Raw genomic sequence first — 25305 nt, forward strand, 5'->3', positions numbered from 1 at the left:
AGAAGCCGCGATGACGACGACCGCCAGCACCCCGCCGCCCTACCCGCACCTGCTGCGCCCGCTCGACCTCGGCTTCACCACCCTCCCCAACCGCGTGATCATGGGCTCCATGCACGTCGGCCTGGAGGAGGCCGAGAACGGCTTCGAGCGGATGGCCGCCTTCTACGCCGAACGCGCCCGAGGCGGCGTCGGCCTCATCGTCACCGGCGGCATCGCCCCCAACGAGGCCGGGCGCCCCTGGGACGGCGGCGCCAAGCTCACCACCGAGGACGAGGCGGACAAGCACCGCGTCGTCACCGACGCCGTGCACGCCGCCGGCGGCCGGATCGCCCTCCAGATCCTGCACTTCGGCCGCTACGCCTACCACCCCGCCCTGGTCGCCCCCAGCGCCGTCCAGGCCCCGATCAGCCCGTTCCCGCCCCGCGCCCTCACCGCCGACGAGGTCGAGGCCACTGTCGACGACTTCGCCCGCTGCGCCGAACTCGCCCGCCGGGCCGGCTACGACGGCGTCGAGATCATGGGCTCCGAGGGCTACCTGATCAACGAGTTCGTCGCCGCCGCCACCAACCACCGCGAGGACGAGTGGGGCGGCAGCTACGAGAACCGGATGCGCTTCCCGGTCGAGATCGTCCGCCGCGTCCGGGAGCGGGTCGGACCGGACTTCATCCTGGTCTACCGGCTCTCCATGCTCGACCTCGTCCCCGGCGGCTCCACCCTGGACGAGGTGGTCCGGCTCGCCAAGGCGGTCGAGGCGGCCGGCGCCACCATCATCAACACCGGCATCGGCTGGCACGAGGCGCGCATCCCCACCATCGCCACCTCGGTGCCGCGCGGCGCCTGGGCCTGGGTGACCGAGCGGGTCATGGGTTCGGTGTCCGTGCCGCTGGTCGCCACCAACCGCATCAACACCCCCGAGCTGGCCGAAAAACTGCTCGCCGACGGCTGCGCCGACCTGGTCTCGCTCGCCCGCCCGCTGCTCGCCGACCCGGACTTCGTCGCCAAGGCCGCCGCGGGCCGCCCCGAGGCCGTCAACACCTGCATCGGCTGCAACCAGGCCTGCCTCGACCACACCTTCAGCGGGAGGATCACCTCCTGCCTGGTCAACCCGCGCGCCTGCCACGAGACCGAGCTGGTGCTCGCCCCGACCCGGCGGGCCAAGCGGGTCGGCGTCGTCGGCGCCGGACCGGCCGGCCTCGCCTGCGCCGTCACCGCCGCCGAGCGCGGCCACCGGGTCACCCTGTTCGACGCCGCCGCCGTCATCGGCGGGCAGCTCGACATCGCCCGCCGGATCCCGGGCAAGGAGGAGTTCGCGGAGACCCTGCGCTACTACCGCCACCGGCTGGCGGACCTCGGCGTGGAGCTGCGGCTCGGCACCCGGGTCGACGCGGCCGCGCTCGCCGCCGAGGGCTTCGACGAGGTCGTGCTCGCCACCGGCGCCAGCCCGCGCGTCCCCGACCCCGCCGACCTGCCGGGCGTCGACCACCCCAGCGTGCTCGGCTACCTCGACGTGCTGCGCGACGGCGCGGCCGTCGGCGAGCGGGTCGCGATCCTCGGCGCGGGCGGCATCGGCTTCGACGTCGCCGAGTTCCTCACCGACGCGGGCGACGCGCCGAGCCTCGACCCGGCCGTGCACCGCCGGCACTGGGGCATCGACGGGGACTACCGCGAGCGCGGCGGCCTCGCCCGCCCCGAGCGGCCTGAGCCGCCGCGCCGGGTCCACCTGTTCCAGCGCCGCACCACCAAGGTCGGCGCCGGGCTCGGGAAGACCACCGGCTGGATCCACCGCACCGAGCTCAAGCACCGCGGGGTCACCATGGTCGCCGGCGCGGGCTACGACCGGATCGACGACGCCGGCCTGCACTTCACCGTCGACGGCGAGCCGCAACTGCTGCCCGTCGACACCGTGGTGCTGTGCACCGGCCAGGAGCCGCGCCGCGACCTCGACGCCGCCCTGCGCGCCCTGGGCGTCACCCCGCACCTGATCGGCGGCGCCGACGAGGCCGCCGAACTCGACGCCAAGCGCGCCGTCAAGCAGGGCACCGAGCTCGCCGCCGCCCTCTGACACCGGGACGTCGCCCCGGCCTGCCTCCCGGGGCGGCGCCCTAGGATCGGTGCCATGTCGCTGCCGCACGCCATCCTCACCGCCCTGCTGGAGCAGCCTTCCTCGGGGCTGGAGCTGACCCGGCGGTTCGACAGGTCGATCGGCTTCTTCTGGTCCGCCACCCACCAGCAGATCTACCGCGAGCTCGGCCGGCTGGAGACCACCGGGCTGATCCGGGCGCTCCCGCAGGCCGGTCCGGTGCGCGGACAGAAGAAGGAGTACGAGGTGCTGCCCGCCGGCCGCGCCGAACTGGCGCGGTGGACGGCCGCCGCGGACGACCCCCGGCCGATCCGCGACCCGCTGCTGCTGCGGCTGCGCGCCGCCGCCGTGGTCGGCACGGCCGGGCTCGACGCCGAGCTGCGCCGCCACCTCGACCTGCACCGGGCGCAGTTGGCCCACTACGAGGCGATCGGGCGGCGCGACTTCCCGGCGGGGGAGAAGGACGGGGCCGACCCGCTCCAGTACGCGGTGCTGCGGGCCGGTGTCGGGCTGGAGTCCTTCTGGGTGCGGTGGCTCGCGGAGACCGTCGAGAGCCTGCCGCCGGCACCGGGCGAACCGTCGGCAGAAGACTCGAAGGCCCGGGCAAACCCCTCCTGACCTGTGCCTTCGCGCTCCGGGCGGGCGCTCCCCGGGGGCCGGTGGGACACTGGACGCCTGTCCCTGCCCGACCTCATCGATCGGGGGCCCGTATGTCCCTCCCGAGGCATCTCCGTGCGTTCACCGCGGCGGCCGTCGCCACCGTGCTCACCCTCGGCACCGCCCAGCTCGCGGCGGGAGCGCCACCCGCGCCACCCGCGCCCGCGCCCACGTCCGCCTCCACGACCTCAGCGGCCTCCGCCGTCGCGGCGTCGGCGCCGCTGCTGCCGACCGACGAGCAGCTGCGGGCCGCCCTGCTGACCACCGCCGAACTCGGCCCCGACTTCACCGAGGTCCCGGTGGACCCGAACCCCTCGCCGGAGGCGGGGGCCTCCCCGGTGGCCGGCTGCGACGCCCTGCGCGCGCTGCTGAACCGGAACCCGTCCGGCGCCTCCGGCCGAGGGCCGCACCAGGAGGCGCAGTTCGACGGGCCGGACGGCAGTCCGATGGTCACCGAGTCCCTCAGCGCCGAGGAGGCGTCCCGGCTGGACGCCGACTTCGCCACCGTCAGTGGCGCGTTCGCCGACTGCCACAGCATCACCTTCACCGACAACACCGGCGCGGCCGTGACCTTCTCGGTGACCCCGATCGCCCTCGGCGACCGCGCCGGAGCCCCGGCCGTCCGCCTCGACGGCGACCTCGCCGGGGTTCGGCTGAACGGCTACCTCGGCATCGAGCGCCTCGGCGAGGTCGCCCTCGCCTACGGGTACTTCCAGCGCGACTCCGACGACTCGCAGCTCGCCTCGCTCTACTACCGCGCGGCCGTCGCCAAGGCCGAACGCACCCTCGGCGTCAAGGCGGGCGCCACCACCGGGAGCCCGGGCACCACCGCGGCCCCGGGCTCCGCCGTCTGACCCCCGGCCCCGCTCAGCGCACCACCCACTGCTGGTAGGCGCTCTCCTGGCACTGCCACATGTTGACGTCGCGCCGGGCGCCGCCCGCCGAGTAGTAGTCCTGGAGACACAGGCCGGACGCGACGTTCTTGAACACGACCGCGTTCGGGCCGTGCGGGAGGAGCTCCCAGCGCTGGGTCGCGGCACCGGAGCAGGCCCGCTGGATCACGCTGCTGTAGGCGTTGAGCGTGGTCGGTTCGAGACACAGGCCGGACTTCTGCACCCGCAGCTCGGTGGCCCCGTCGGCCCCGGTGTCCGACCAGAAGCGCTGGTTCGCGTCGTTCTTGCAGTCGAACTCCTGGAGCACCGCGCCCTCGGCGGTGGAGGCACCGCGGATGTCCAGGCACTTGCCCTGGACGACGTTGACGTAGCTGTGCAGCACCGGCGCCGCCTGCGCGGGGGCGGCCAGCACGGTGGCGGCGGCGAGCACCGACCCGGCGACGACGGCGGAGCGGGCGACGGAGCGGACGGTGGACTGGCGGCTGGATCGCATGATCGGTGCACTCCCGGTCTGGTGGTGGTCCGGACGCCCCGCACCGGGGCGTCCCGGCCGCCAGTCTCGGCGTCCGGAAGCGTCCGCCCCAAGACCCTTCGGGGTCCGTCGAATTCGGGCGTGGCAATGTCCGTGACGTGCCACGAACCGGTCAGGGCCGGGCAACGCGCCCGTCCGGCCGGGCGCGTGCGCATACGGTGGACCCAAGGACGCGGCGGGCCCGGCCGCCCGATCGGGGGACCGGGCCGGACCACCGCCGCCGCCGTGCCTCGCCGGGGAAGCCGACGGAAGGACCGGGTTGCTGCGCATCCACTTCACCCACGACGACCTGACCAGGGTACGGATCGCGCGGGCGCCCGACCCGCTCGCGGAGACCGTGCTGAGCCTGTCACTCGTGCAGACCCGAGACCTGGGCGGCGTGGCGCTGGACGGCTGGCGCAGCAGGACCCGGGGACGCCTGCGCCCCGAACTGCACATGCTGTTCGAGCTGGCGACCTCGGCCGGCGCGACGGAGGCGCCGGAGGCGTTCCTGCACGCGGGCACCGGCAGTCTGGCGGACAGCCTGGAGCAGACCTGGTCGATGCCCCGGCAGTTGTGGGCGGCGGACTTGTGCGCCCTGGAGTACCTGCGCCCGAAGGCGCCCCGCTGGGTCCGCGAGCTGCACCGGGGGGACCGCGAGTGGCGCGGCCTGGTGCAGCGCAGGCTCCGCGAGTACCACGCCTTCGCGGTGGCACCCTACTGGCCGCAACTGCTCGCCGCCACCCACACCGAGCGCACCGGGCGGGCGCTGGCGGCCGCCGACACCGGACTGGACGGCCTGCTCGGCTCGCTTCACCCGGACGTCCGCTGGGAGTCACCGGTGCTGTCGCTGCCCTGTCCGGTCGACGCCGACCTGAGTCTGCGGGGCACCGGGATCGTCCTGGTACCCACCTTCTTCTGGCCCGAGCCGCTCGCCCTGACGGACAACCGGGGCCCCGAGTACCCGGTGGTGCTGCACTACCCGCTGGCCCGGGACCTGGCCACCTACCGGACGGTCTGGGCGGCCTCGGCCCCGGCGGAGCCCGACGGCGCGCTCGTCGCGCTGCTCGGCGCCACCCGCGCCCGCACCCTCCGGGCGGTCGCCGACCCGGCGGGCACCGCCGAACTCGCCCGCCGCACCGGCACCTCGCCCGCCACCGCGAGCCACCACGCCACCGTCCTGCGCTCTGCGGGCCTGCTGACCACCGAACGCACCGGCCCGGGTGTCCGCCACACCCTCACCCCGCTCGGCCGGGCCCTCCTCGACGACCGGCCGGTCCCGCGGCCGGCCGCCCCCGGGAAGACCTGACGGGTCCGTCGCGCCGCCGATAGCCTGTCCGCCTGTACCGGGCACGGGCGACAGCGGTGCGCCCGGCGGGAGGGGACGGTGGGGAGCATGGCCGACGGAGGTCCCGACATACCGGACCCGGGCGGGCCCGAGCCCGGCCGCCCGCTCCACCTGCCGGGGGACCCGACGCCGGTGGACGACCCCGCGCACGGGCCGGTGCGCGGCTGTCTGACGGCGATCGGGGAGTTCCTCGGGGAACTGGTCGGCGAGCTGGTGCTCGGCACCCTGCTCGCGCTGCTGACCACCGCCTCCCTCGCCGGTGTCTTCGTGCTGGCCGAACTCGCCCACCGCCAGGACCCGTTGCTCGCTTACGCTCTGGGCCTCGCCGCCGTCCTGCTGGTGCTCCTCGGCGTGCGGCAGTCGCGCCGCCCGAAGGAGCGGCGCGGCCGCGTCGGCCGGGTCCTGGCCGCCGCTACGGCCGGTCTCGGGGTCTGGCTGCTGGCCTGCGTCGGCTACGCCTCGCTCCATGAGGCCCTGGACCTCGCGACCTTCTGACGCCGGGCCGCCTTCCGACCCCGGGCCGCCTTCCGACGCGGCCCACCTCCTGACGCGGCCCGCCCTCCGGCGCGACCGGCCCCCGGGGGCGCCGGTCGACCCCTGTACGGTCGGCGCCCCCGGGGACCGGGGACCGGTGTGCGCTCAGCGCAGGTGGAGGGCGAGGCCGGTGGTGCCCGGCTGCTCCAGCCCCTCGTGCAGGCGCATGTCGCGCCCGTAGTCGCCGCCGTCCAGGCGGCGGAACGGGACCGGCTCCTCGGTGAACAGGGCGTCCAGCCGCTGTCCGTAGGCTTCGGCGGCGGCCTCGAACTCCTCGGCCGACAGGCCCTCCGACCGGTACACGGCGAACGGTTCGAGGGCCGCGATGCCGCTGAACCAGAACACCCCGTGCTGCAGCGGGAACAGCAGGTCCGCCAGCGGCCCGTGCGCGCCCCGGTCGGTGAACGCGGACTCGCGGCCCCCGACGCTCACCGCGAGCAGGCCGCGCCGGCCGCCCAACGCGCCCTCGCTGTACGGCGGGGGGACGTCCGGGCCGTGCGCGAAGCCGAAGGTCAGCACCCGGTCGATCCAGCCCTTGAGGATCGCCGGCGCCGAGAACCACCACAGCGGGAACTGGAGCACCACCGCGTCCGCCCGGCGCAGCTTCTCCTGCTCGGCGGCGATGTCGGCCGAGAGCCGCCCCGCGCGGGTGGCCGCGTCCTGGGCGCCGAGCACCCCGAGCCGGGCGTCCGCCGGGTGGTCGGGGAAGTCGTCGGCGTCGAGGGCGGCGTGCCACTTCATCGCGTACAGGTCGGAGACCTCCACCTCGTGCCCGGCGGCGCGCAGCCGGGCGACCGCGAAGTCGCCCAGCGCGGCGTTGAGCGAGCGGGGTTCGGGGTGGGCGGTGACGACCAGGACGCGCCGGGGCCGCTGCTGCTGCGAGGTGTGGTTGCTCATGGCTCCAGCCTCGCCGTGGCGGCGGGGCGCAGCCAGGTCCCCCCTGTTCCGTCGGACTCCGGATCCTGGTAATGCGAGGGCCACCATACTGGAGCGTATGGAGACCACCGCCGCCGCTCGTTCCGCCGTTCCCCGCCCCGCCCTGGGGGAGTTCCTGCGGGCCCGCCGGGGCCGGGTCGCGCCCGAGCTGGTCGGGCTGACGGCCGGTGGACGGCGCCGGGTGCGCGGGCTGCGCCGGGAGGAACTGGCGCAGTTGGCCGGGATCAGTGTCGACTACTACGTCCGGCTGGAACAGGGGCGGTCCACCCAGCCGTCGTTCGAGGTGCTGGAGGCGCTGGCCCGGATCCTGGGCCTGTCGGCGGCCGAGCGCCGCCATCTGGACACCCTGGCGGGCTCCCGTCGGCTGCCGCCGCCGGCGCCCCGGGTGAGCCCGCTGCTGCGCGGCATGCTGGACACCCTGGGCGCGCGGATGCCGGCCTTCGTGACCGACCACCGGCTGGACGTGGTGGCCTGGAACCCGCTGGGGGCCGAACTCATCGGCGGTCTGGGGGAGTCGGGGGGCCGGCGGGACCGCAACCAGGCCCGTTTCCTGTTCCTGGACCCGGCCGCCCGCACCGTCCACCCGGAGTGGTCGGACCGCGCCGCCGAGGCGGTCGGCCAGTTGAGGGCCTCGGCGGGGACCTGGCCGGACGACGCGGAGCTGACCGGTCTGATCGCCGAACTGTCCTCGCAGAGCCCGGAGTTCCGCAGGATCTGGGACTCCGGGGAAGTGATGAACTGCACCTCGGGGCACAAGCGGCTGCACCACCCGGTCACCGGGACCCTGTCACTGGACTTCGAGGCCCTGCACGTCCCGGCCGCGCCGGGCGAGACCGGTCTCGTGGTGCACGTCTTCTCGGCGGGGTCGGACGCGGCCGCCGCCGAGGCCCTGGCCCGTCTCGGCGCGGCGGTGGACGCGGGCCGAGGAGGACCGGCCGCGCGACGTGCTGACATTCCGTCGCCCAGGGGGGTCGACGGTCCACCGCTTCCCACGCCCACCGCTACGGTGAATCCGGCGGATTGATCACGACTTGATCCGGGCCCTGTCCCCGGCCGGGCCGGCCGCGCCCCGGAACCGGGCCGCCGGGTGGCGCCGCCGGGTCCGCCGGTGCGGACGGCGTCGCCCGGCACCGCGCGACATCGTATGACGTCGGACGATGCCGGAGGGACCGGCCGCGCGGCGGGACGGCCCCGGGGCGGCCGGTGCCGGGCCGCCCGCAGGCCGGGCGCGGGCCGTCGGGCGAAATTCGGATTTCGCCGCCCGATGGCTGGTGAGTTTCGGCCACATGTCGTAAACCGTGCACCATGGTGGTTGTCCGAGATTTATCGTAGCCTCGGCACGCTCGCACCTCGGTAACGCCGGGCCGGGCGTCGGCCGGCGCCCTCGGGAGGGACCACTGTCAGACAGGCATGAACGGGGGGCATCGGATTCGTGCCTTGCGCGCCGGGTCGCTGTGAACATCGTGGACCCGGGCGTCGCAGGAAGCGGGGGATTCCGGGCCGACAACCTGCCCGTAAGGGCGGAATTCAGGGCCCGAGGACTCGACGGCGAACTGCTGCGACCGATAGACATATATCATCGCGTCGCGCCCTTCGCATATCCACGAGCGAATTAGCGAGCGATTCCGAACGTTTCCGCATGCCTTTGCGACGACTTTATGAGCCGTGCACAGAAGGGGGAATGTAGAATGCGCAGAGTAGGCTACTTACACACCCGGTGCCAAATTCTGGAAAGAGGGATCGGCGGTACGGGATCCCCGAAATGAGCGGGGCTCCTCGCCGTGGTCACGACGCACCCGGAATTCTCTCGGGGATGTACCGGCACCGAGGTGCGGGACTGCTGCACCTCCAGGCCGAGCAGGACGGCGAGCGCCTCGTCGCCTCCATGCCCCTCCCGGACCCCTTCGACCTCGACCGCCTGGTCGGGAACCTCGCGGAGGCCAGCGGCCGGCACATCGTGCTGCGGCCGATCCCGGCGGCCCATCTGACCGGGCTCGACGGCACCTGCGGCCTCCTGGTGAAGCACGACACCCGCCCGGTCGACCTGATCCTCCACCGCGAGGGCCGGTCGCTCTCGCACGAGGTGGAGCTGAAGGTCCACCAGCTGGTGCACCTGTGGGCGGGGGACGGCGCCGGGCTGGTCGGCCCGCCCGACGTCCTGCGGGCGCGCGGGATGGCACCGGTCGGAGGGGTCCCGGCGACGGCCAGGTCCCTGAAGCGGGACGCCTTCATCGAGCTGCGCGCCGACCACGCGGCCCGGTTGATCAGTCGGCGGCGCGAGCGCGGACCGGCACCGGGGGCGGACCGCCGCGCGTCCCCGGGGGCGGACCGCCGCGCCGCCGGAACGGACCGCCGTGCGTCCTCCGGGGCCGGGCCCGCGGCCGAGCCTGCCGGCCGGGAGTCCCGGCAGCCGGCGGCCGAACGCCTCACTCCGGGCGCCCGTCCCCGTCCTCTGCCAAGATCTCCGCCATCGTCCCGCTGATGAAGTCCCGGAGCTGGTCCCAGGATTCCTTCGGCAGGTCCTGGCCCGCGCCGCGCGCGGCCATCACGGTGAACCTGTCGCGCACGGCCCGGGTGGACAGGATCAGCGCGTCCACCTCCGGATCGTCCTGCCGGAAGTAGACCGGCGGCACGTCGAGGGCGAGCGCCAGGGCGTCGAGCGCCGCGTCCGGCGGCTCGGCGACCTCGCCGGCCCGCAGCGAGCGGACCAGGTCCTCGGTGAGCGCGGCGGAACCGCTCCGGCGGTTCCCCTCGGCCGCGAGGTGCGCGTCCGAGGGCGTCACCCCGCCGTACACCTCGGTGCGCAGCGACTCCAGCTTCCGCGCCACCCGGGCGCCCTCGGCCGAGGCTTCCGCCGCGGGCTCGTCGTCCTGGCCGAAGGAGCGCCGCTGCGCCGCGAGCAGCTCGGCCCGGGTCACCCCGTAGGCGGCGGCGAGTGCGGCCGCCGCCTGCTCGGAGAGCGGCCGCTTGCCCTGCTCGGCGGCCCGCACCGGCATGGGGGAGGCGGTGTTGGTGTGGCGCGCGGTGTCCGCCTGGGTCATCCCGGCGTCGCACCGCAGGTCGGCGAGATTCGGTGATCCGGCGCGCGGAAAGAGCTTGTCCAGCTCGGTGTCCAGGAATGCGGCAATCGTCGGCAACCGCTCCGGCGGGGGAGCTGCCAGGCCGTTCTCCCAGCGATAGACGGCGTTCACTTTCACATGAAGCCCGGCCGCCAGTGTGGCCTGCGACATTCCTTTGACGACGCGGAGGTTGCGCAGCTTATTGCCGTCGAACAAGCGGTCGGGCACGGGCATACTCCACTGGATGGGGTCTGAAAGAATGATAGTGCCCAGGCAGCGGAAGATCCCGACATCCGGGGCATCGGCATGAGCTCGTGACCGCGGCCGGTGTTCAGGCTGGCCGTCGAAGGCTCCGCTCCCGCCGTGGCCCGGTGTCCGTTTTATTGTGTTTCATTGCTTTTCTGTGCATTCGAGGCATACCTTTGCGCGCTACGGGACGGGCCTCGGATCACCGGAAGGTGATCTGCAAGCTTGACCGGATCGCTGGAAGTAGATAAATTCTACTTCGAGTGATCGAGGGGGCGGGGCTCGGAGGCGCTCCTTTCCCGTACTCCGGCATGTCGTGTCCGCGTCGTCATTGGCCCCGCGGTCCGTCGTGCGGACCCGCACCATCCGTCCGGCCGCCCCTCGGGCGAAGCCGGTCGGCGTTGTCGAAATCCTGCGCAGCTGCACCCCGCGGAACCCGGCGGCCTGCACCCACGCGAATCCGGTGGGCCGGCGGAATTCTCCGTGCGCATTTCCGTACGCATGCCAGCACCATATTTTCCGATTCCCCGGTCGGGTCTGTCGGGGTATTCCTTTCCACATCGTCACAGGAGGCGATCCGTCATGCCCACGATCTCTGTCGGAAACTCGCGCGTCCACTACACCGTGACCGGCGAGGGGCCGGCCCTGGTCCTGGTGCACGGTGTGGGCAAGGGGGGCCAGGTCACCTTCGGGCACCTCGTCGAGGACTTCGCCCGCCGCAACACCGTCATCCTGCCGGAGCTGTCCGGCAGCGAGACCGCCGAGGACGACGGTACGGCGCTGACCGTCGAGCAGCTCGCCGACGAGGTCGCCGCCGTGATCGAGCACGCCGGCCTCGGCCCGGTGGACCTGGTGGGCTTCTCGCTCGGCGGGGCCGTCGTCGCCGCCACCGCCGCGCTCCACCCCGGGCTGGTGCGCCGGCTGGTGCCGATCGGCGGCCTGGTGAAGTCGGACCTCTACATCGAGAACCTGATCGGTCTGACGCTCAGTCAGAAGCACGACGCCAAGGCCTTCGGCCGCGTCCTGAGCACCACGGCCTTCAGCCCGCGCTACATCCGGACCCGGCCGAGTCTGAGCGACGTCGAGAACCTCGGCTCCGAGCTGAGCCCCTCCAACGGCCGCATCCGCCAGCTGGAGCTGCTGGTCCAGGTCGACATCCGCGACATCGTCGGCAAGGTCGAGGCCGAGACCCTCGTGCTGGCCCCGTACCCGGACGCCGCCGTGCCCGCCGAGCACTCCCGCGAGCTGGCCGCCGCGATCCCGAACTCCAGCTACACCGAGATCGACAGCGGCCACATGGTGATCTTCGAGCGGCCGGCCGAACTCGTGCAGCTGATCCAGGACTTCATCCACCGGGCCTGATCCTCCACCCGGTACCACCCGGCCCCGGCACCGGCCGGGGTCGGCCACCCGCCCCGCGCCCGAGCACCCCGCCCGACCACCCGCGGAGCACTCCGCAGCGACTCCAGGAGGAACCATGGCCAAGATCCTGCTCGCCGTCAGCAGCCACGACACCTTGGGCGACACCGGCAACCGGACGGGCTACAGCGTCTCGGAGGCGGCCCACCCCTACAACGTCTTCGTCGGCGCCGGCCACGAGGTCGACTTCGTCTCGGTGCGCGGCGGCGAGCCGCCGGCCGTCGTCTTCCCCGGCGAGGAGGACGACCCCGAGATCGTCGGCTTCCTGGCCGACGAGACCGTCAAGGCCAAGCTCGTGGCGACCCGCCGGGCGGCCGACGTCGACCCCGCCGGGTACGCGGCGATCTTCTACGTCGGCGGCCACGGCGCCATGTGGGACTTCCCGGACTCCCCGGACCTGGCCCGCATCGCCATGGACATCCACGGCCGGGGCGGCGTCGTCTCCGCCGTCTGCCACGGCCCGGCCGCGCTGGTCGACCTGCGGCTGCCGGACGGCACGCTGCTGGTGAGCGGCAAGCGGGTTGCCTCCTTCAGCAACGAGGAGGAGGACTCGCTCGGCCTGGTCGAGGTCATGCCGTTCCTGCTGGAGGACCGGCTGAAGGAGTCGGGCGCGCTGCACAGCAAGGCGCCCGTGTACCAGGCCCACACCCAGAGCGACGGCCGGGTCGTCACGGGGCAGAACCCCGCCTCCGCCGCCCCCGTGGCCCGCCTCGTCGTCGCCGAGCTCGCCAAGGCCGCCGAGACCCGCTGACCCCGGGCGCGCCCACCCGGGCCCGCCCCGCGACGCGCACGCGCAGTCCCGGGAAGCACCCGCCGGGCCCGCCCCGCAGAGCGGCCCCGCACCACCCCCGCCGTCCCCGGACGGCCCCCCGAAACCGTCGAAGACCGGCCCCGGCCAGGACCGCCGAGGCCCGAGGAGGCAGACATGTACGGACTGATCCAGGTCGCGGGCATCATCGACCAGGCCGAGGCCGATCTGATCATCGAGGAGGGCGCCGACTGGCTCGGCTTCGCCCTGCGCCTGCCGGCCAAGAACGAGGACCTCTCGGAGGCCGACGCCGCCGCCATCGTCAAGGCGATCCAGCCCGGCAACAAGGGCGTCATCATCACCTACCTGACCGAGGCCGACGAGATCGCCGCGTTCTGCGCCGAGATCGGCGTGAGCGCGATCCAGCTGCACGGCGACGTGACCCCGGCCGAGCTGAGCCGCCTTCGCACCCTCGCCCCGGACCTCTACGTGCTCAAGAGCCTGGTGGTGAAGTCGGACAACATCGACGAGCTGCGCGCCGTCGTCGAGACCTCCGCCGAGTGGGTCGACATGTTCATCACCGACAGCTTCAACCCGGCCACCGGCGCCAAGGGCGCGACCGGCCTGACCCACGACTGGTCGGTCAGCGCCGAGCTGGTCCGGCTCTCCCCGAAGCCGCTGATGATGGCGGGCGGGCTCACGCCGGAGAACGTCGCGGCCGCCATCGAGGCCGTCCGCCCCGCCGCCGTGGACGCCCACACCGGCCTGGAGGACAGGGCCACCCGCCGCAAGGACCGGGAGAAGGTGCGCGTCTTCGTCCAGGAGGCCCGCGCGGCCTTCGCCCGGGTCGCCGCAGAGGATGGCCGGAGCGCCTCCTGATGACCACCGGGACCGAGCCGCTGCGGGGCGTCACCCGGGTGACCCACCTGGTGCCCCAGACCAACCGTCTGCGGGCCCTGCACGCGGTCGTCCGCGACCGCGAGGCCCGCCGGGAGGACTTCGTCCTCTCCGCCAACCGGATCATCCGCGGCCTCCTGGACGCCGCGCTGGACCTGCTGCCGTACGAGCCGCGCGACGTCCGCACCCCGGTCGGGCAGGTCTACCACGGCCTGTCGCCGGCCACCCCGGTCTACGGCGTGTCCGTCGCCCGGGCCGGGGACAGCATGGAGTCCGAGCTGCGGGTGATGGCACCGGAGACCAGGCTGGGCAAGATCCTGATCCAGCGGGACAAGGTCACCAAGCTCCCGCGCCTGTACTACGCGGCGCTGCCCGCCGGGATCGGCGAGGGCCATGTGCTGCTCCTCGACCCGATGCTCGCCACCGGCGGCACCGCACTGGCCGCGATCGGGGTGCTGCTCGACCACGGCGTGCCGGAGGAGCACATCCTCTTCGTGAACCTGCTCTCCGCCCCGGAGGGGATCCGCGCCGTGCACGACCGCCACCCCGGGGTGCGGATCGTGACCTCCTCGATCGAGGAGCGGCTCAACGAGAACGCGTTCATGCTGCCCGGCATCGGCGACTTCGGCGACCGCTACTTCGGGACCGACGTCCCCGCCTGAGGACCCTCCCCACCCGCCGGGGCGGGCGGGGTCCGGGAACCGTAACCCCGCGACCCCACCGCTCCGGCCCCCACCCCCCGTTGCCCCCGCCGCCGCGGGAACCACGGAAGCCACCGACCCTGAGGAGCACCACCGTGTCCACCGCCGACACCTCCGCGCCGACGAGGATCTCGATCGTCTACTACTCGGGCACCGGCAACGTCCACAAGCTCGCCCTGGCCGCCGAGGAGGCCGCCGCGAAGGCCGGCGCCGTGGTCCGGCTGCGCCGCGTCCCCGAGTACGTCCAGGCCTCCCTGGCCCCGGAGTTCACCGAGTGGACCGAGGCCTGGCAGGAGAACGCCGCGGCGATCGCGGCCGTCCCCGCCGCCTCCGTCGACGACCTCGCCTGGGCCGACGTGATCCTGCTCGGCGGCCCCGGCCGGTTCGGGATGATCGCCGCCCCGCTCAAGCACTTCATCGAGCTCGCCTGGCCGCTGAACGCCCGCGGCGGCCTCCAGGGCAAGGTGATGGCCTCCTTCACCTCCACCGGCGCCCCGCACGGCGGCCAGGAGGCGACGATCCTGTCGCTCAACTCCGTCTTCTACCACTGGGGCGGGATCATCGTGCCGCCCGGCGTCACCGACGAGATCATGACGGCCCCCAGCAACGGCAACCCCTACGGCGTCAGTTCGGTCTCCGGCCGGCAGGCGGTTCCGGGCCGGCTGGCGGAGAACGTCACCGAGGACAACCTCGCCGCCCTCGCGTACCAGACCCGCCGCATGATCGACGTCGCCGACGCGCTGCGCCGGGGCCGGACCGCCGCCGACCGCTGACCCGCCCGCCCCGCACCTCGGGACGCCAGGACACCAGGACACCAGGACACCGGGACGCCGGAGCGCCGGGACACCAGGAAAGCCGGACACCAGGACACCCGTACACCCAGGGGGACCAGATGACTGCCCATGCGTCGGGCCGAGGCCCGGCCGACCACCCGTTACTGCCCGAACTGCTCCTGCGCACCGCCGCCGAGCGCCCCGACGACCCGGCGGTGACCGGCGGCGACGAGCGGCTGACCTTCGCCGAACTGGTCCGCCGGAGCCGGGGACTGGCCGGGCACCTGCGGAGCCTCGGAGTGACCTCGGACCGGTGCGTGGGGCTGTTCGTCGAGCCCTCCACCGAGGTGCTGACCGGCGCCTGGGGAATCCTCCTCGCGGGCGGCGCCTATCTGCCGCTGGCCCCGGAGTACCCCGAGGAACGCCTGCGCTTCATGATCGAGCACTCCGGCGTCGAGGTGATCGTCGCCCAGGAGCGGCTGGTCGAGCGGCTGACCGCGCTGGCGCCCGCCGGCACCGTGGTCGTCCGCGCCGAGGACGAGCACCCGCCGCCGCTCGCCCTGCCCGACCCCGCCCCCGACGCGCTGGCCTACGTCATCTACACCTCGGGCAGCACCGGCCGGCCCAAGGGCGTGATGATCGAGCACCGCAGCATCGCCCACCAGATGGCCTGGCTGCGCGCGGCCCACGGCCTCGACCGCACCCGGGTCGTGCTGCAGAAGACGCCGATCAGCTTCGACGCCGCCCAGTGGGAGATCCTCGCCCCGGCGGTCGGCGCCGCCGTCGTGGTCGGCGGGGCCGGCATCCACCGGGACACCGAGCGGCTGGTGGCGGCGGTCAAGGAGCACGGCGTCACCACCCTCCAGTGCGTCCCGACGCTGCTCCAGGCCCTGCTGGAGACCGAGGAGCTGGACTCCTGCCGCACGCTGGAGCAGGTCTTCACCGGGGGCGAGGCGCTCTCCAGATCCCTGGCCCGGACCTTCCTGGAGGCCCTGCCGGGGCGCGAGTTGGTCAACCTCTACGGGCCGACCGAGTGCACCATCAACTCCTCCTCCTTCGTGGTCACCAAGTCCTCCGTCGGCGACGGCCCCAACTCGGTCTCCATCGGCGCCCCGGTCGACGGCACCGAGTACCGGATCCTCGGCCGCGACGGCGCCGAGCTGGGCGTCGGCGAGATCGGCGAACTCTCCGTCGGCGGCGTCCAGGTGGCGCGCGGCTACCTGCACCGGCCGGACCTCACCGAGCAGCGTTTCACCGAGGACCCCGACGGCGGCGGGCGGTTCTTCCGCACCGGCGACCTCGCCTACTGGAACGCCGACGGCACCGTCCAGTTCACCGGCCGTGCCGACAACCAGGTGAAGCTGCGCGGCTTCCGGGTGGAGCTGGACGAGATCCGGCTCGCCATCGAGACCCACGACTGGGTCCGGCACGCGGCCGTGCTGGTCAAGGACGACCCGAGGACGGGCTTCCAGAACCTCGTCGCCTGCGTCGAGCTCGACCCCAGGGAGGCCGCCCTGATGGACCAGGGCAGCCACGGCGCGCACCACCAGTCCAAGGAGAGCAAGCTCCAGGTCAAGGCGCAGCTGTCCAACCCGGGTGTGCGGTCCCCGGCCGAGCTCGCCGGACTGCCCTCCGTCGACCTGCCCGGCCGCACGGCCACCGAGGCGCAGCGCGCCCTCGCCTTCGCCCGCAAGACCTACCGCTTCTACGAGGGCGAGGCACCGGTCTCGGAGCGCGACCTGCTGGCGCTGCTGGCCCGCCGCCCGGCCGCCGCCGGCCGTTCGCGGCCGCTCGCGGAGCTGGACACCGGGACGCTCGGCACGATCCTGCGCCACCTCGGGCAGCACCTGAGCCCGGAGCGGCTGCTCCCCAAGTACGCCTACGCCTCGCCCGGTTCGCTCTACGCGACGCAGGTCTACCTGGAGATCACCGGCTTCCCCGGCATCCGGCCGGGCATCCACTACCACCACCCGATCGACCACCGGCTCGTCCTGGTCTCCGCGGCCCCGGCGGCACCCGCCGCACCGGCAGGGCCCGCGCGTCTGATACCCGGACCGCGCAAGGCCCCCGACGACACGGCCGCCGCCGAGGGCCCCCGGATCCGGATGCACTTCCTCGGCCGCCGAGGCGCCATCGAGCCGGTCTACAGGACCAATATCACCGAGGTCCTGGAGATCGAGACCGGCCACATCCTCGGCCTCCTGGAGGAGGTCCTGCCCGCCTACGGCCTGGACATCGGGCCCGCCCCCTTCACCTCGGAGGTCAAGGCCCGGCTGGGCGTCGCCGAGCAGGACCACTACCTCGGCAGCTTCGACTGGACGCCCTGGCGCGGACCGCGCGAGGACCGGGACGTGGACCTGTTCGTCCAGGTCCACCCCGGCAAGGGCGTGGACCTCCCGGCCGGGCAGTACCTCCACGAGGACGGCCGGCTGCGCCTGGTCTCGTCGGACCTCGTGCTGCGCAAGCAGGTCATCGCGATCAACCAGGCCGTCTACGGCCGGGCGTCGTTCGGGGTCACCGTGATCAGCCGCAGCCCGCAGCGGTGGCGGCGCTACATCGACCTGGGCCGGACGGCGCAGCGGCTGTCGCTGAACGACCTCGACCTCGGCTTCATGTCCTCCGGCTACAGCTCCCGCGGCGGCGACGACCTGCCCTCGGCCCGTCGGTTCGACGGCATCCTGCGCGAGCTGGGGCGGCCGGGCGGCGCCTCGTACTTCTTCCTCGGCGGCCGGGTCAGCCGCGAGCAGCGGCGGCACGAGGGGATGCGGGAGGACGCGGTCCACATGCGCGGGCCGGCCGAGCTGATCCGCGACGACCTGGTCAACTACCTGCCGGACTACATGATCCCGAACAAGGTCGTGGTGCTCGACGCGCTGCCGACCACCGCCAACGGCAAGATCGACCTCAAGGCGCTGGCGGTCTCCGACCGGGTCGTCGCGGGGGCCGCCGACCGGCCCTTCGTGGCTCCCCGGGACGAGACCGAGCGCCGGGTGGCGGTGCTGTGGCAGGAAGTGATGAAGCAGGAGAGCGTCTCCGCGCAGGACGACTTCTTCGCCTGCGGCGGCAACTCGCTGCTGGCCGTCACCCTGGTCAACCGGATCAACCGGGCCTTCGGGGCGGCGCTGCCGCTGGAGGTGGTGTTCACCTCGCCGACGGTGGAGGGCCTGGCCCGCCGGCTCTCCGGCGGCCCGGCGGAGCACACCTCGCGGCTGGTGCCGCTGACCGGCTCCGGCGCCGCCTCACCAGCAACGGCCGGACGCCCCGTCTTCTGCTGGCCCGGCCTGGGCGGCTACCCGATGAACCTGCGCCTGCTGGCCGAACGCCTCGGCACCGAGCGGCCGTTCCTCGGCGTGCAGGCCCACGGCGTCAACCCGGGCGAGGTCCCGTACCCGACGATCAGGGAGATGGCGGCCGAGGACGTCCGGGCACTGCTGGAGGTCCAGCCCGAGGGCCCGTACACCCTGTGGGGCTACTCCTTCGGGGCGCGGGTCGCCTTCGAGGCGGCGTACCAGCTGGAGCAGGCCGGCCGCACGGTCGACCACGTCTTCCTGATCGCCCCCGGCTCGCCCAAGGTCCGCACCACCGGGACCCGCCCCGAGGAGCGGACCGCCAGTTACAGCAGCCGGGCCTTCGTGGCGATCCTGCTCTCGGTCTTCACCGGCACGATCGACAGCCCGCTGCTGGAGCGCTGCCTCGCGGCGGCCCGGGACGACGAGAGCTTCGCCCGCGTCGTCGGCGAGGGCGTTCCCGGCCTGGACCCGGACCTGGTGCGCCGGATCGTCCGGATCGTGGGGACGACCTTCGAGTTCAACTACACCTTCCGCGAACTGCGGGAGCGCCGGGTCTCGGCCCCCATCACCGTCTTCAAGGCGCGGGGGGACGAGTACTCGTTCCTCGACGGCAGCAGCGGGTACTCCGCCGAGCCGCCGACCGTCGTCGAGCTGACGGCCGACCACTACTCCCTGCTCCGGGCGCCGGACGTCGACGAGCTGGTGACGGCCGTCCACCGCCGCCTGCACCTCCGGAAGGACACCGTGATGCCGCACGTCAACATCAAGCACTTCCCGATGGAACTCAGCGACACCCAGCAGGCCGAGCTGCTGGCGGCGGTGACCAAGGCGGTCACCGACGCCTTCGGCTGCGAGGAGGGCGTGGTGTCGATCGCGGTCGAGTCGATCGCCGAGGAGAACTGGACCGAGCAGGTCTACATCCCGGAGATCGTCAACCGCCGGGACCTCCTCGGCAAGGTGCCCGACTACCGCCCCGACGCGCTCTGATGGGCGCCGCCGTGACTCCCGCGACCGCCACCGTGACTCCCGGGACCGCCACCGTGACTCCCGCGACCGCCACCGTGACACCCGCGACCCCCGCCGTGCTCCCGACCACCGCCCTCTCCCACCGGGCCGTGCCGCTCACCCTGAGCGAGGAGGTGGCCGAGGCGCTCCACGAGGGCCGCCCGGTGGTGGCGCTGGAGTCCAACGTCATCACCCACGGACTGCCCTACCCGGACAACGCCGCGACCGCCCGCAAGGTGGAGCAGGCCGTCCGGGCGGGCGGCTCCGTCCCCGCCACGATCGCGGTCGAGGGCGGCCGGATCGTGGTCGGCATGACGGACGCCGACATCGAGCGCTTCGCCTCCACGCCGGGCATCCCCAAGGTCAGCAGCCGGGACCTGCCGGTCGTCCTGGCCCGGGGCCGGACGGGCGCGCTGACGGTCGCCTCCTGCCTGGTGGCGGCGGAGCTGGCGGGCATCCCGTTCTTCTCCTCGGCCGGCATCGGCGGGGTGCACCGGGGCGCGGCCACCACCATGGACGTGTCCTCGGACCTGATCCAGTTCACCCGGTCCAAGGTCGCGGTGGTGTGCGCCGGGGCGAAGAAGATCCTGGACCTCGGCCTGACGCTGGAGTACCTGGAGACCCAGTGCGTCCCGGTGGTCTCCTACCGCTCGGACGACTTCCCGGCCTTCTACTGCGCGTCCAGCGGCTTCCGCAGCCCGCTGCGGCTGGACGAGGACGAGGAGGTGGCCCGCTCGATCGAGAACCACTGGGCGCTGGGCAACCGCGGCGGCTTCCTGGTCACCACGCCGGTCCGGCCGGAGGAGGCGATCGACGGCGAGGAGGTGGACGCCGCGATCGCCGGGGCTACGGCCGCCGCCGAGCGGGACGGCATCCGGGGCCAGGCGGTCACCAAGTACCTGATGCGGGCCGTGGACGCGGCCACCGAGGGCCGCTCCTCGCGCGCCAACATGGCGGTGCTGATCAGCACCGCCGAGGTCGGCGGCCGACTGGCCGCCGCGTACGCCCGGCTCCGGGCCGAGCTCTGACCGCACGTCATTCACCGAACCCCACCCGACACATGGACGGACAACACGACATGACGCTTCAGCAGCAGTCCACCTCCGAGGCCGAGTCCTACCGCCCGCTGGTCCCCGAGGCGCAGGTGAAGGAGATCACCGAACTGCGCCGGGCCCTGGGCGAGCTGGGCGGCGAGGAGGGCGAGCAGACCGTCCCGTTCCTCGGCCTGACCCTGCGGGTGCCCGCCTCCGTGATGACCCCCTGCCCGGTCTCCCCGATGCTGGGCGGCGCGGTGTTCGCCGAGGTCAAGCCCGGTGACCGGGTCCTCGACATGGGCACCGGCAGCGGTTCGCTGGCCCTGGTCGCCGCGAAGAAGGGCGCCGACGTCCTCGCGGTCGACCTCAACCCGGACGCCGTGGCCGCCGTGCGGGTCAACGCCGAGCTGAACGGGGTCCGCGATCGGGTGGAGGCGCGCGAGAGCGACGTCTTCGCCGCCGTCGAGGGCCGGTTCGACCTGATCGTCTTCAACCCGCCGTTCCAGTGGTTCGCCGCCGCCGACTACGCGGACGTCGCGGGCACCGACGCCGGCTACCGGGCGCTGACCCGCTTCTTCGCCGAGGCCCGCGAGCACCTGACGGAGGACGGGCGGATGGTGCTCTTCTTCAGCACCATGGGCGACGTCGCGTACTTCGAGAAGCTGGTCGCCGACAGCGGCTTCACCCACAAGAGGGTGTTCACCACCACCCAGCCCGTCCTGGACGTGGCGGTCGACTTCACCGTGCACCGCCTCTCCTGACCCCCACCCGCCGGGGCCTCCCTCCCCTCGGGGAGGCCCCGGTCCCAACGCCTCCACCGACCCGGCGTCAGTCCTCGGTGATCCCCAGCAGCTCCAGGAAGGCCGCCGCCGCCGGGTGCGGGCTCTCCCGGCCCCAGATCACGTACTCCGCCCGGGACGGCGCGTCCGTCACCTCGATCGTGACCATGCCGGTCAGGCCCGCGACGTACCGGGGCGGCAGCAGCGCCACCCCCAGCCCCGCCGCGACCAGCCGGGCCAGGTAGTCGGCGTTGGTCACCTCGAAGGCGACCTCGCGGGTGAGGCCGGCCGCGGCGAACGCCAGGTCCGACTGGGCCCGCCCGGCGGTCTTCGCCGGCAGGTCGACGAACACCTCCGAGGCCAGCCGCCGCAGGTCCACCGAGCTCTCGCCGGCCAGCGGGTGGTCCGGGGAGACCACCGCGACCAGCCGCTCCCGGGCCAGCTCCCTGGCCATCACCCCCCGGGGGTGCGCGGTGACCGGGATGCCGAGGAAGGCCACCTCGATCTCGCCCTGCCGGACCTGCTCGACCAGTTCGTCGCTGGCCCCGACGCTCAGGCTGATCCGGGCCTTGGGGTGCCGCTGGTGGAACTCGCCGAGCACGCCCGGGATGTCCACCGCCGCGACGGTGGGGATCAGCCCCACCTTGAGGAGTCCGCGCACCTCCCCGACGGCGGCCGCGACCTCGGTGGCCGCCCGTTCCGCCGCGTCCAGGCACTGCCGGGCGGCGGGCAGGAAGGCCGCCCCGGCCGGGGTCAGCCGCACCCGGCGGCTGGTGCGCTCGAACAGCCGCGCGCCCAGCTCCTTCTCCAGCCGCCCGATCTGGTGGCTGAGCGCGGACTGCACCACCAGACAGCGCTGGGCGGCACGGGTGAAGCTGTTCGTCTCGGCGACCGCGATCACGTAGCGCATCTGCTGGAGCTCCATTCGTCCATCGTGATCCGCGATGCAACGGGTGACAAGCATGTGTTGGACTCATCGATGCGCGCGGCCCGACACTGAAGGCGACCGCACACGGTCGGAGCCGCCCCGGAGCGGCTCCGCCGGGCGGGCCCCGACCGGGTCCGTCCGTCCTGCCCGGACGCCGTGCCGCCGTCGACCTCTCCCCGTTCACCCGCACCTGGGCGCACTCCGCCGAGGCGTGCCCGCGCGCGCCCGTGCCGCCCGTCAGACCGAAAGGACGAGCGACCGTCATGAGCGCCACGCCGGCCAGTCCCGACACGATCACCGCCGACATCTGGGTCGACCCCCGCTGCCCCTGGGCGTGGATCACCTCCCGCTGGATGCTGGAGGTGGAGCAGGTCAGGGCGGTCGAGACCCGGTTCCACATCATGAGCCTGTCCGTGCTCAACGAGGGCCGCGAGGTCCCGGAGAAGTACCGCCAGGGCATGATCGACGGCTGGGCCAACGTGCGGGTCTGCATCGCCGCCCAGGAGCAGCACGGCACCGAGGTGCTGCGCCCCCTCTACAACGCCATGGGCCGGCTGATCCACCACGAGAAGGCCGGGCTCGGCCACGACATGATCACCGCCGCCCTCAAGGAGGCCGGGCTGCCGGTCGAGCTGCTCTCGGCCGCGGACGACGACTCCTGGGACGAGAAGCTGCGGATCCAGCACCACGAGGGCATGGACCCGGTCGGCTCCGAGGTCGGCACCCCCGTGATCCACGTGCCCGGCCCGGACGGCGAGCCGCTGGCCTTCTTCGGCCCCGTTCTCACCCCCGCCCCGCGCGGCGAGGCGGCCGGGAAGCTCTGGGACGGCGTACTGGCGGTGACGAGCACCGACGGCTTCTTCGAGCTGAAGCGCGGCCGCGACCGCGACCCGATCTTCGACTGAGCCGTCCCCGCCGGGCTCGTCGGCCGCCGGGCCGACCGGACGTATTCCCACGGTGCTTCCCACCGGATTCGAGGCGAGATCGACATGACGAGCAGACGGAACCTGTCCACGGTGGCCCTGACCGGCCTGGCACCGACGGTGTGGGGCAGCACCTACCTGATCACCACCGAGCTGCTGCCCCCGGACCGGCCGCTGCTGGCGACCACCATGCGGGCCCTGCCGGGCGGCCTCTTCCTGCTGGCCCTCGGCCGGAAGCTGCCGGTCGGCGTCTGGTGGCTGCGCGCGCTGGTGCTGGGGGTGCTGAACATCGGCGCCTTCAACTTCCTGCTGTTCGTCGCGGCCTACCGGCTGCCGGGCGGCATCGCCGCCGTGATCATGTCGGCCCAGCCGATGTTCGTGGTGATCCTGGCGGCGCTGTTCCTCGGTGAACGGGTCAGAGGCGTGCACGCGCTGGCCTGCGCCCTGGGCGCCGGGGGTGTGGCCCTGCTCGTCTTCAAGGGCAGGGTGTCGCTGGACGCGGTGGGCGTTCTCGCCGCGGTCGGCGGCGCCCTGTGCATGGCCTCGGGCATCACCCTCACCAAGCGGTGGGGCCGTCCCGACGGCGTCAGCCTGCTGACCTTCACCGGGTGGCAGCTGACGGCGGGCGGTCTGGTGCTGCTGCCGTTCTGGCTGTCGCTGGAGGACATGCCGGACGGTCTGACGGGCGACAACGTCCTCGGCTTCGCCTACCTCATCTCGCTGGGCGCGGTGCTGAGTTACATCGTCTGGTTCCGGGGGATCGGGCTGCTGCCGGCCACCGCGGTGTCCTTCCTGGCGCTGGGCAGCCCGGTCGTGGCGACGCTGCTGGGCTACCTCTTCAAGGACCAGACGCTGTCGCTGCTCCAGCTCCTCGGCATCGTCGTGATCTTCCTGGCGGTCGTGCTCGGCCAGTCCCGCCCACCCCGGAAGGAGCCCGGGGCCGCGCCTCCCGAGCCCCTCGCGTCCGGCACCGGCGCACGCGCCCTCGAAGAGGAACGCAGCGGATAGCGGCACGGGCGCGGCCCAGCACGCCCACCACCTCGTCGGACCCGGCGCCGCCCGGCGCCGGGTACCGCGCCCGACCGATCCGCCCGACCCCTTCCGCCCGACCCACTCCACTTCCGGAGATATGACATGACCACGCAAGAAGAAGAACTCCCCACAGCGGCGACGCCGCAGAAGCGCGGTCCGGCGGCCGACGGATGGCTCGGTGTAGCCGCCATCACCGCGAGCCTCTTCGTCTTCCTCACCACCGAACTGATGCCGATCGGCCTGCTCACCCCGCTCAGCGAGAGCCTGGACGTCTCGGTCGGCACCGCCGGCCTGATGGTCACGGCCCAGGGCGTCGCGGCCGGCCTCGGCGTGCCGTTCATCGTGGCCTGGACCCGCCAGGTCAACCGGCGCAAGCTGCTGACCACCCTGCTCGGCGTGCTGGCCGTGGGCAACCTGATCACCTCGATCGCCCCCAACTACCCGCTGATCCTCGTCACCCGCATGTTCATGGGCTTCGCCAGCGGCGTCTTCTGGGCCATCGGCGTCAGCATGGCGATGCGCATCGTCCCGGAGAAGCAGGCCAACAAGGCCGCCGCCGTCGTGATGTCCGGCATCTCGATCGCCACCGTCGTCGGCATCCCGCTCGGCACCCTGCTGGAGAGCGTCAGCTCCTGGCGCACCACCTTCCTGATCTGGGCCGGCCTCAGCGCGCTGGTGCTGCTCGCCGTCGCCGCCACCATCCCCTCGCTGCCGTCGGCGAACGCCGTCTCCGTCCGCGAGGTCTTCGGACTGCCGGTCAAGAACGTGCCGCTGCGCGTGGTCCTGGTCATGGTGGTGTTCTTCGTCCTCGGCCACTTCGGGGCCTACACCTTCGTCCGCCCGTACCTGGAGAAGAGCGCCGAGGCGAGCGTCGGCTTCATCACCGTCGTCCTGATCGTCTTCGGCATCGGCGGCGCGATCGGCAACTTCATCGGCGGCCAGAGCGTCAACAAGAGCCTGCGCGGCAGCTTCGTGGTCGGCGGCCTGCTGCTGATCGCCGCCCTGGTGATGCTGCTGACCATCGGCACCAACAACGTCGGCGTGATCGTCGCCATGGTGCTGTGGGGCCTCGCCTTCGGTGTCGTCCAGCTCAGCCAGATCAACATGACCCTCGCGGCCGCGCCGGAGACCTTCGAGGCCGCGATGTCGCTCAACACCATGGCCTACAACACCTGCATCGCCCTGGGCGCCCTGATCGGCGGCCTGTTCGCCGACCACACCGGCGTCAAGAGCGTCGTCTGGTTCGGCATCGTCCTGGTCGGCCTCGCCGTGGCCCTGCGCGCCGCCACCGGCCGCCGCGCCGTCCCGGCGGCGGGCTGACCCCTCGAACCACCGGAGCCCGGTACGGACGCCGCGCCACCCCCGTCGCGACGTCCGTACCGACCCCTCCGGTGAGGTGGGCGCGTGCCCCCGGCGACGGCCGGCCGGCACGCGCCCACACTTCTCTCTGCGGGGCGCGGCCTTCGGGGCCGCGCCCCGCATCCTGTCCTCCCGCCCCGCGCTCCTGACTTC

Annotated in this window: 22 protein-coding genes; 18 read left to right on the plus strand and 4 right to left on the minus strand. The window is 73.3% G+C overall.

The window, feature by feature from the left end:
• Positions 1-10: 10 nt before the first annotated feature.
• From OG715_RS32105 to OG715_RS32115, 3 genes are all read left to right on the plus strand, one after another.
• Positions 11-2062 carry an NADPH-dependent 2,4-dienoyl-CoA reductase gene (locus OG715_RS32105; RefSeq protein WP_266273802.1) on the plus strand — a complete coding sequence of 684 codons (2052 nt, stop codon included), beginning with the start codon at positions 11-13 and terminating at the stop codon, positions 2060-2062.
• 54 nt (positions 2063-2116) lie between these two features.
• Positions 2117-2698, plus strand: a complete 582-nt coding sequence (locus OG715_RS32110; protein WP_266273801.1) for a PadR family transcriptional regulator — start codon at positions 2117-2119, stop codon at positions 2696-2698.
• 92 nt (positions 2699-2790) lie between these two features.
• Positions 2791-3591, plus strand: a complete 801-nt coding sequence (locus OG715_RS32115; protein ID WP_266273800.1) for a hypothetical protein — start codon at positions 2791-2793, stop codon at positions 3589-3591.
• Positions 3592-3604: 13 nt separating this feature from the next.
• On the opposite strand, the gene OG715_RS32120 is transcribed toward OG715_RS32115, so the two are convergent.
• Entirely contained in the window at positions 3605-4123 is a 519-nt protein-coding gene (locus OG715_RS32120; RefSeq protein WP_266273799.1) for an RICIN domain-containing protein, read from the minus strand.
• A 298-nt stretch (positions 4124-4421) separates the two neighbouring features.
• Between OG715_RS32120 and OG715_RS32125 the strand changes: the two genes are divergently transcribed.
• The gene (locus OG715_RS32125; RefSeq protein WP_266273798.1) at positions 4422-5450 is read left to right on the plus strand and encodes a winged helix-turn-helix domain-containing protein; all 1029 of its coding nucleotides are present in this window, start codon (positions 4422-4424) and stop codon (positions 5448-5450) included.
• An 87-nt stretch (positions 5451-5537) separates the two neighbouring features.
• The gene (locus tag OG715_RS32130; protein WP_266273797.1) at positions 5538-5984 is read left to right on the plus strand and encodes a hypothetical protein; all 447 of its coding nucleotides are present in this window, start codon (positions 5538-5540) and stop codon (positions 5982-5984) included.
• 144 nt (positions 5985-6128) lie between these two features.
• Here the strand turns inward: OG715_RS32130 and OG715_RS32135 are convergent, their stop codons facing one another.
• The gene (locus OG715_RS32135; RefSeq protein WP_266273796.1) at positions 6129-6920 is read right to left on the minus strand and encodes an NAD(P)H-dependent oxidoreductase; all 792 of its coding nucleotides are present in this window, start codon (positions 6918-6920) and stop codon (positions 6129-6131) included.
• A 97-nt stretch (positions 6921-7017) separates the two neighbouring features.
• Here OG715_RS32135 and OG715_RS32140 point away from each other — a divergent pair, with 97 nt between their 5' ends.
• On the plus strand, positions 7018-7983 hold the full coding sequence (locus OG715_RS32140) for a helix-turn-helix transcriptional regulator (RefSeq protein ID WP_266273795.1): 966 nt from the start codon (positions 7018-7020) through the stop codon (positions 7981-7983).
• A 789-nt stretch (positions 7984-8772) separates the two neighbouring features.
• Positions 8773-9441 carry a hypothetical protein gene (locus OG715_RS32145; RefSeq protein WP_266273794.1) on the plus strand — a complete coding sequence of 223 codons (669 nt, stop codon included), beginning with the start codon at positions 8773-8775 and terminating at the stop codon, positions 9439-9441.
• On the opposite strand, the gene OG715_RS32150 is transcribed toward OG715_RS32145, so the two are convergent.
• Entirely contained in the window at positions 9386-10252 is an 867-nt protein-coding gene (locus OG715_RS32150; protein WP_266273793.1) for a helix-turn-helix domain-containing protein, read from the minus strand. The two genes, OG715_RS32145 and OG715_RS32150, sit on opposite strands and share 56 nt — an antisense overlap.
• A gap of 594 nt (positions 10253-10846) precedes the next feature.
• Here OG715_RS32150 and OG715_RS32155 point away from each other — a divergent pair.
• The 8 genes from OG715_RS32155 (at position 10847) to OG715_RS32190 (ending at position 20892) form a co-directional block, all read left to right on the plus strand.
• Complete coding sequence (locus OG715_RS32155; protein WP_266273792.1) at positions 10847-11626, plus strand: alpha/beta fold hydrolase; 780 nt, start codon at positions 10847-10849, stop codon at positions 11624-11626.
• 115 nt (positions 11627-11741) lie between these two features.
• Positions 11742-12434: a type 1 glutamine amidotransferase domain-containing protein gene (locus tag OG715_RS32160; RefSeq protein ID WP_266273791.1), complete on the plus strand. Its 693-nt coding sequence runs from the start codon at positions 11742-11744 to the stop codon at positions 12432-12434.
• Positions 12435-12608: 174 nt separating this feature from the next.
• Positions 12609-13310, plus strand: coding sequence for a phosphoribosylanthranilate isomerase (locus OG715_RS32165; RefSeq protein WP_266273790.1), 702 nt, complete (start codon positions 12609-12611; stop codon positions 13308-13310).
• Positions 13310-13990 (plus strand): uracil phosphoribosyltransferase, encoded by a 681-nt coding sequence (gene upp, locus OG715_RS32170; RefSeq protein ID WP_266273789.1) that lies wholly within the window; start codon positions 13310-13312, stop codon positions 13988-13990. The genes OG715_RS32165 and upp overlap by 1 nt, the downstream gene beginning before the upstream one ends.
• Positions 13991-14124: 134 nt before the next feature.
• Positions 14125-14802, plus strand: a complete 678-nt coding sequence (locus OG715_RS32175; RefSeq protein WP_266273788.1) for an NAD(P)H-dependent oxidoreductase — start codon at positions 14125-14127, stop codon at positions 14800-14802.
• Positions 14803-14921: 119 nt separating this feature from the next.
• Complete coding sequence (locus tag OG715_RS32180; RefSeq protein WP_266273786.1) at positions 14922-19079, plus strand: amino acid adenylation domain-containing protein; 4158 nt, start codon at positions 14922-14924, stop codon at positions 19077-19079.
• 128 nt (positions 19080-19207) lie between these two features.
• Positions 19208-20125 (plus strand): pseudouridine-5'-phosphate glycosidase, encoded by a 918-nt coding sequence (locus tag OG715_RS32185; RefSeq protein ID WP_407661140.1) that lies wholly within the window; start codon positions 19208-19210, stop codon positions 20123-20125.
• A gap of 50 nt (positions 20126-20175) precedes the next feature.
• Positions 20176-20892 (plus strand): HemK2/MTQ2 family protein methyltransferase, encoded by a 717-nt coding sequence (locus OG715_RS32190; protein ID WP_266273785.1) that lies wholly within the window; start codon positions 20176-20178, stop codon positions 20890-20892.
• Between the two features lie 67 nt (positions 20893-20959).
• On the opposite strand, the gene OG715_RS32195 is transcribed toward OG715_RS32190, so the two are convergent.
• Positions 20960-21835, minus strand: a complete 876-nt coding sequence (locus OG715_RS32195; RefSeq protein WP_266273784.1) for a LysR family transcriptional regulator — start codon at positions 21833-21835, stop codon at positions 20960-20962.
• Between the two features lie 266 nt (positions 21836-22101).
• Between OG715_RS32195 and OG715_RS32200 the strand changes: the two genes are divergently transcribed.
• The 3 genes from OG715_RS32200 to OG715_RS32210 all read left to right on the plus strand — a co-directional run bounded on the left by OG715_RS32200 (position 22102) and on the right by OG715_RS32210 (position 25113).
• The gene (locus OG715_RS32200) at positions 22102-22743 is read left to right on the plus strand and encodes a mycothiol-dependent nitroreductase Rv2466c family protein (protein WP_266273783.1); all 642 of its coding nucleotides are present in this window, start codon (positions 22102-22104) and stop codon (positions 22741-22743) included.
• An 84-nt stretch (positions 22744-22827) separates the two neighbouring features.
• On the plus strand, positions 22828-23769 hold the full coding sequence (locus tag OG715_RS32205) for an EamA family transporter (RefSeq protein ID WP_266273782.1): 942 nt from the start codon (positions 22828-22830) through the stop codon (positions 23767-23769).
• Between the two features lie 126 nt (positions 23770-23895).
• Positions 23896-25113, plus strand: a complete 1218-nt coding sequence (locus tag OG715_RS32210; protein WP_266273781.1) for an MFS transporter — start codon at positions 23896-23898, stop codon at positions 25111-25113.
• Positions 25114-25305 lie beyond the last annotated feature (192 nt).

Source organism: Kitasatospora purpeofusca (assembly GCF_036010405.1).
Lineage (GTDB): Bacteria > Actinomycetota > Actinomycetes > Streptomycetales > Streptomycetaceae > Kitasatospora > Kitasatospora purpeofusca.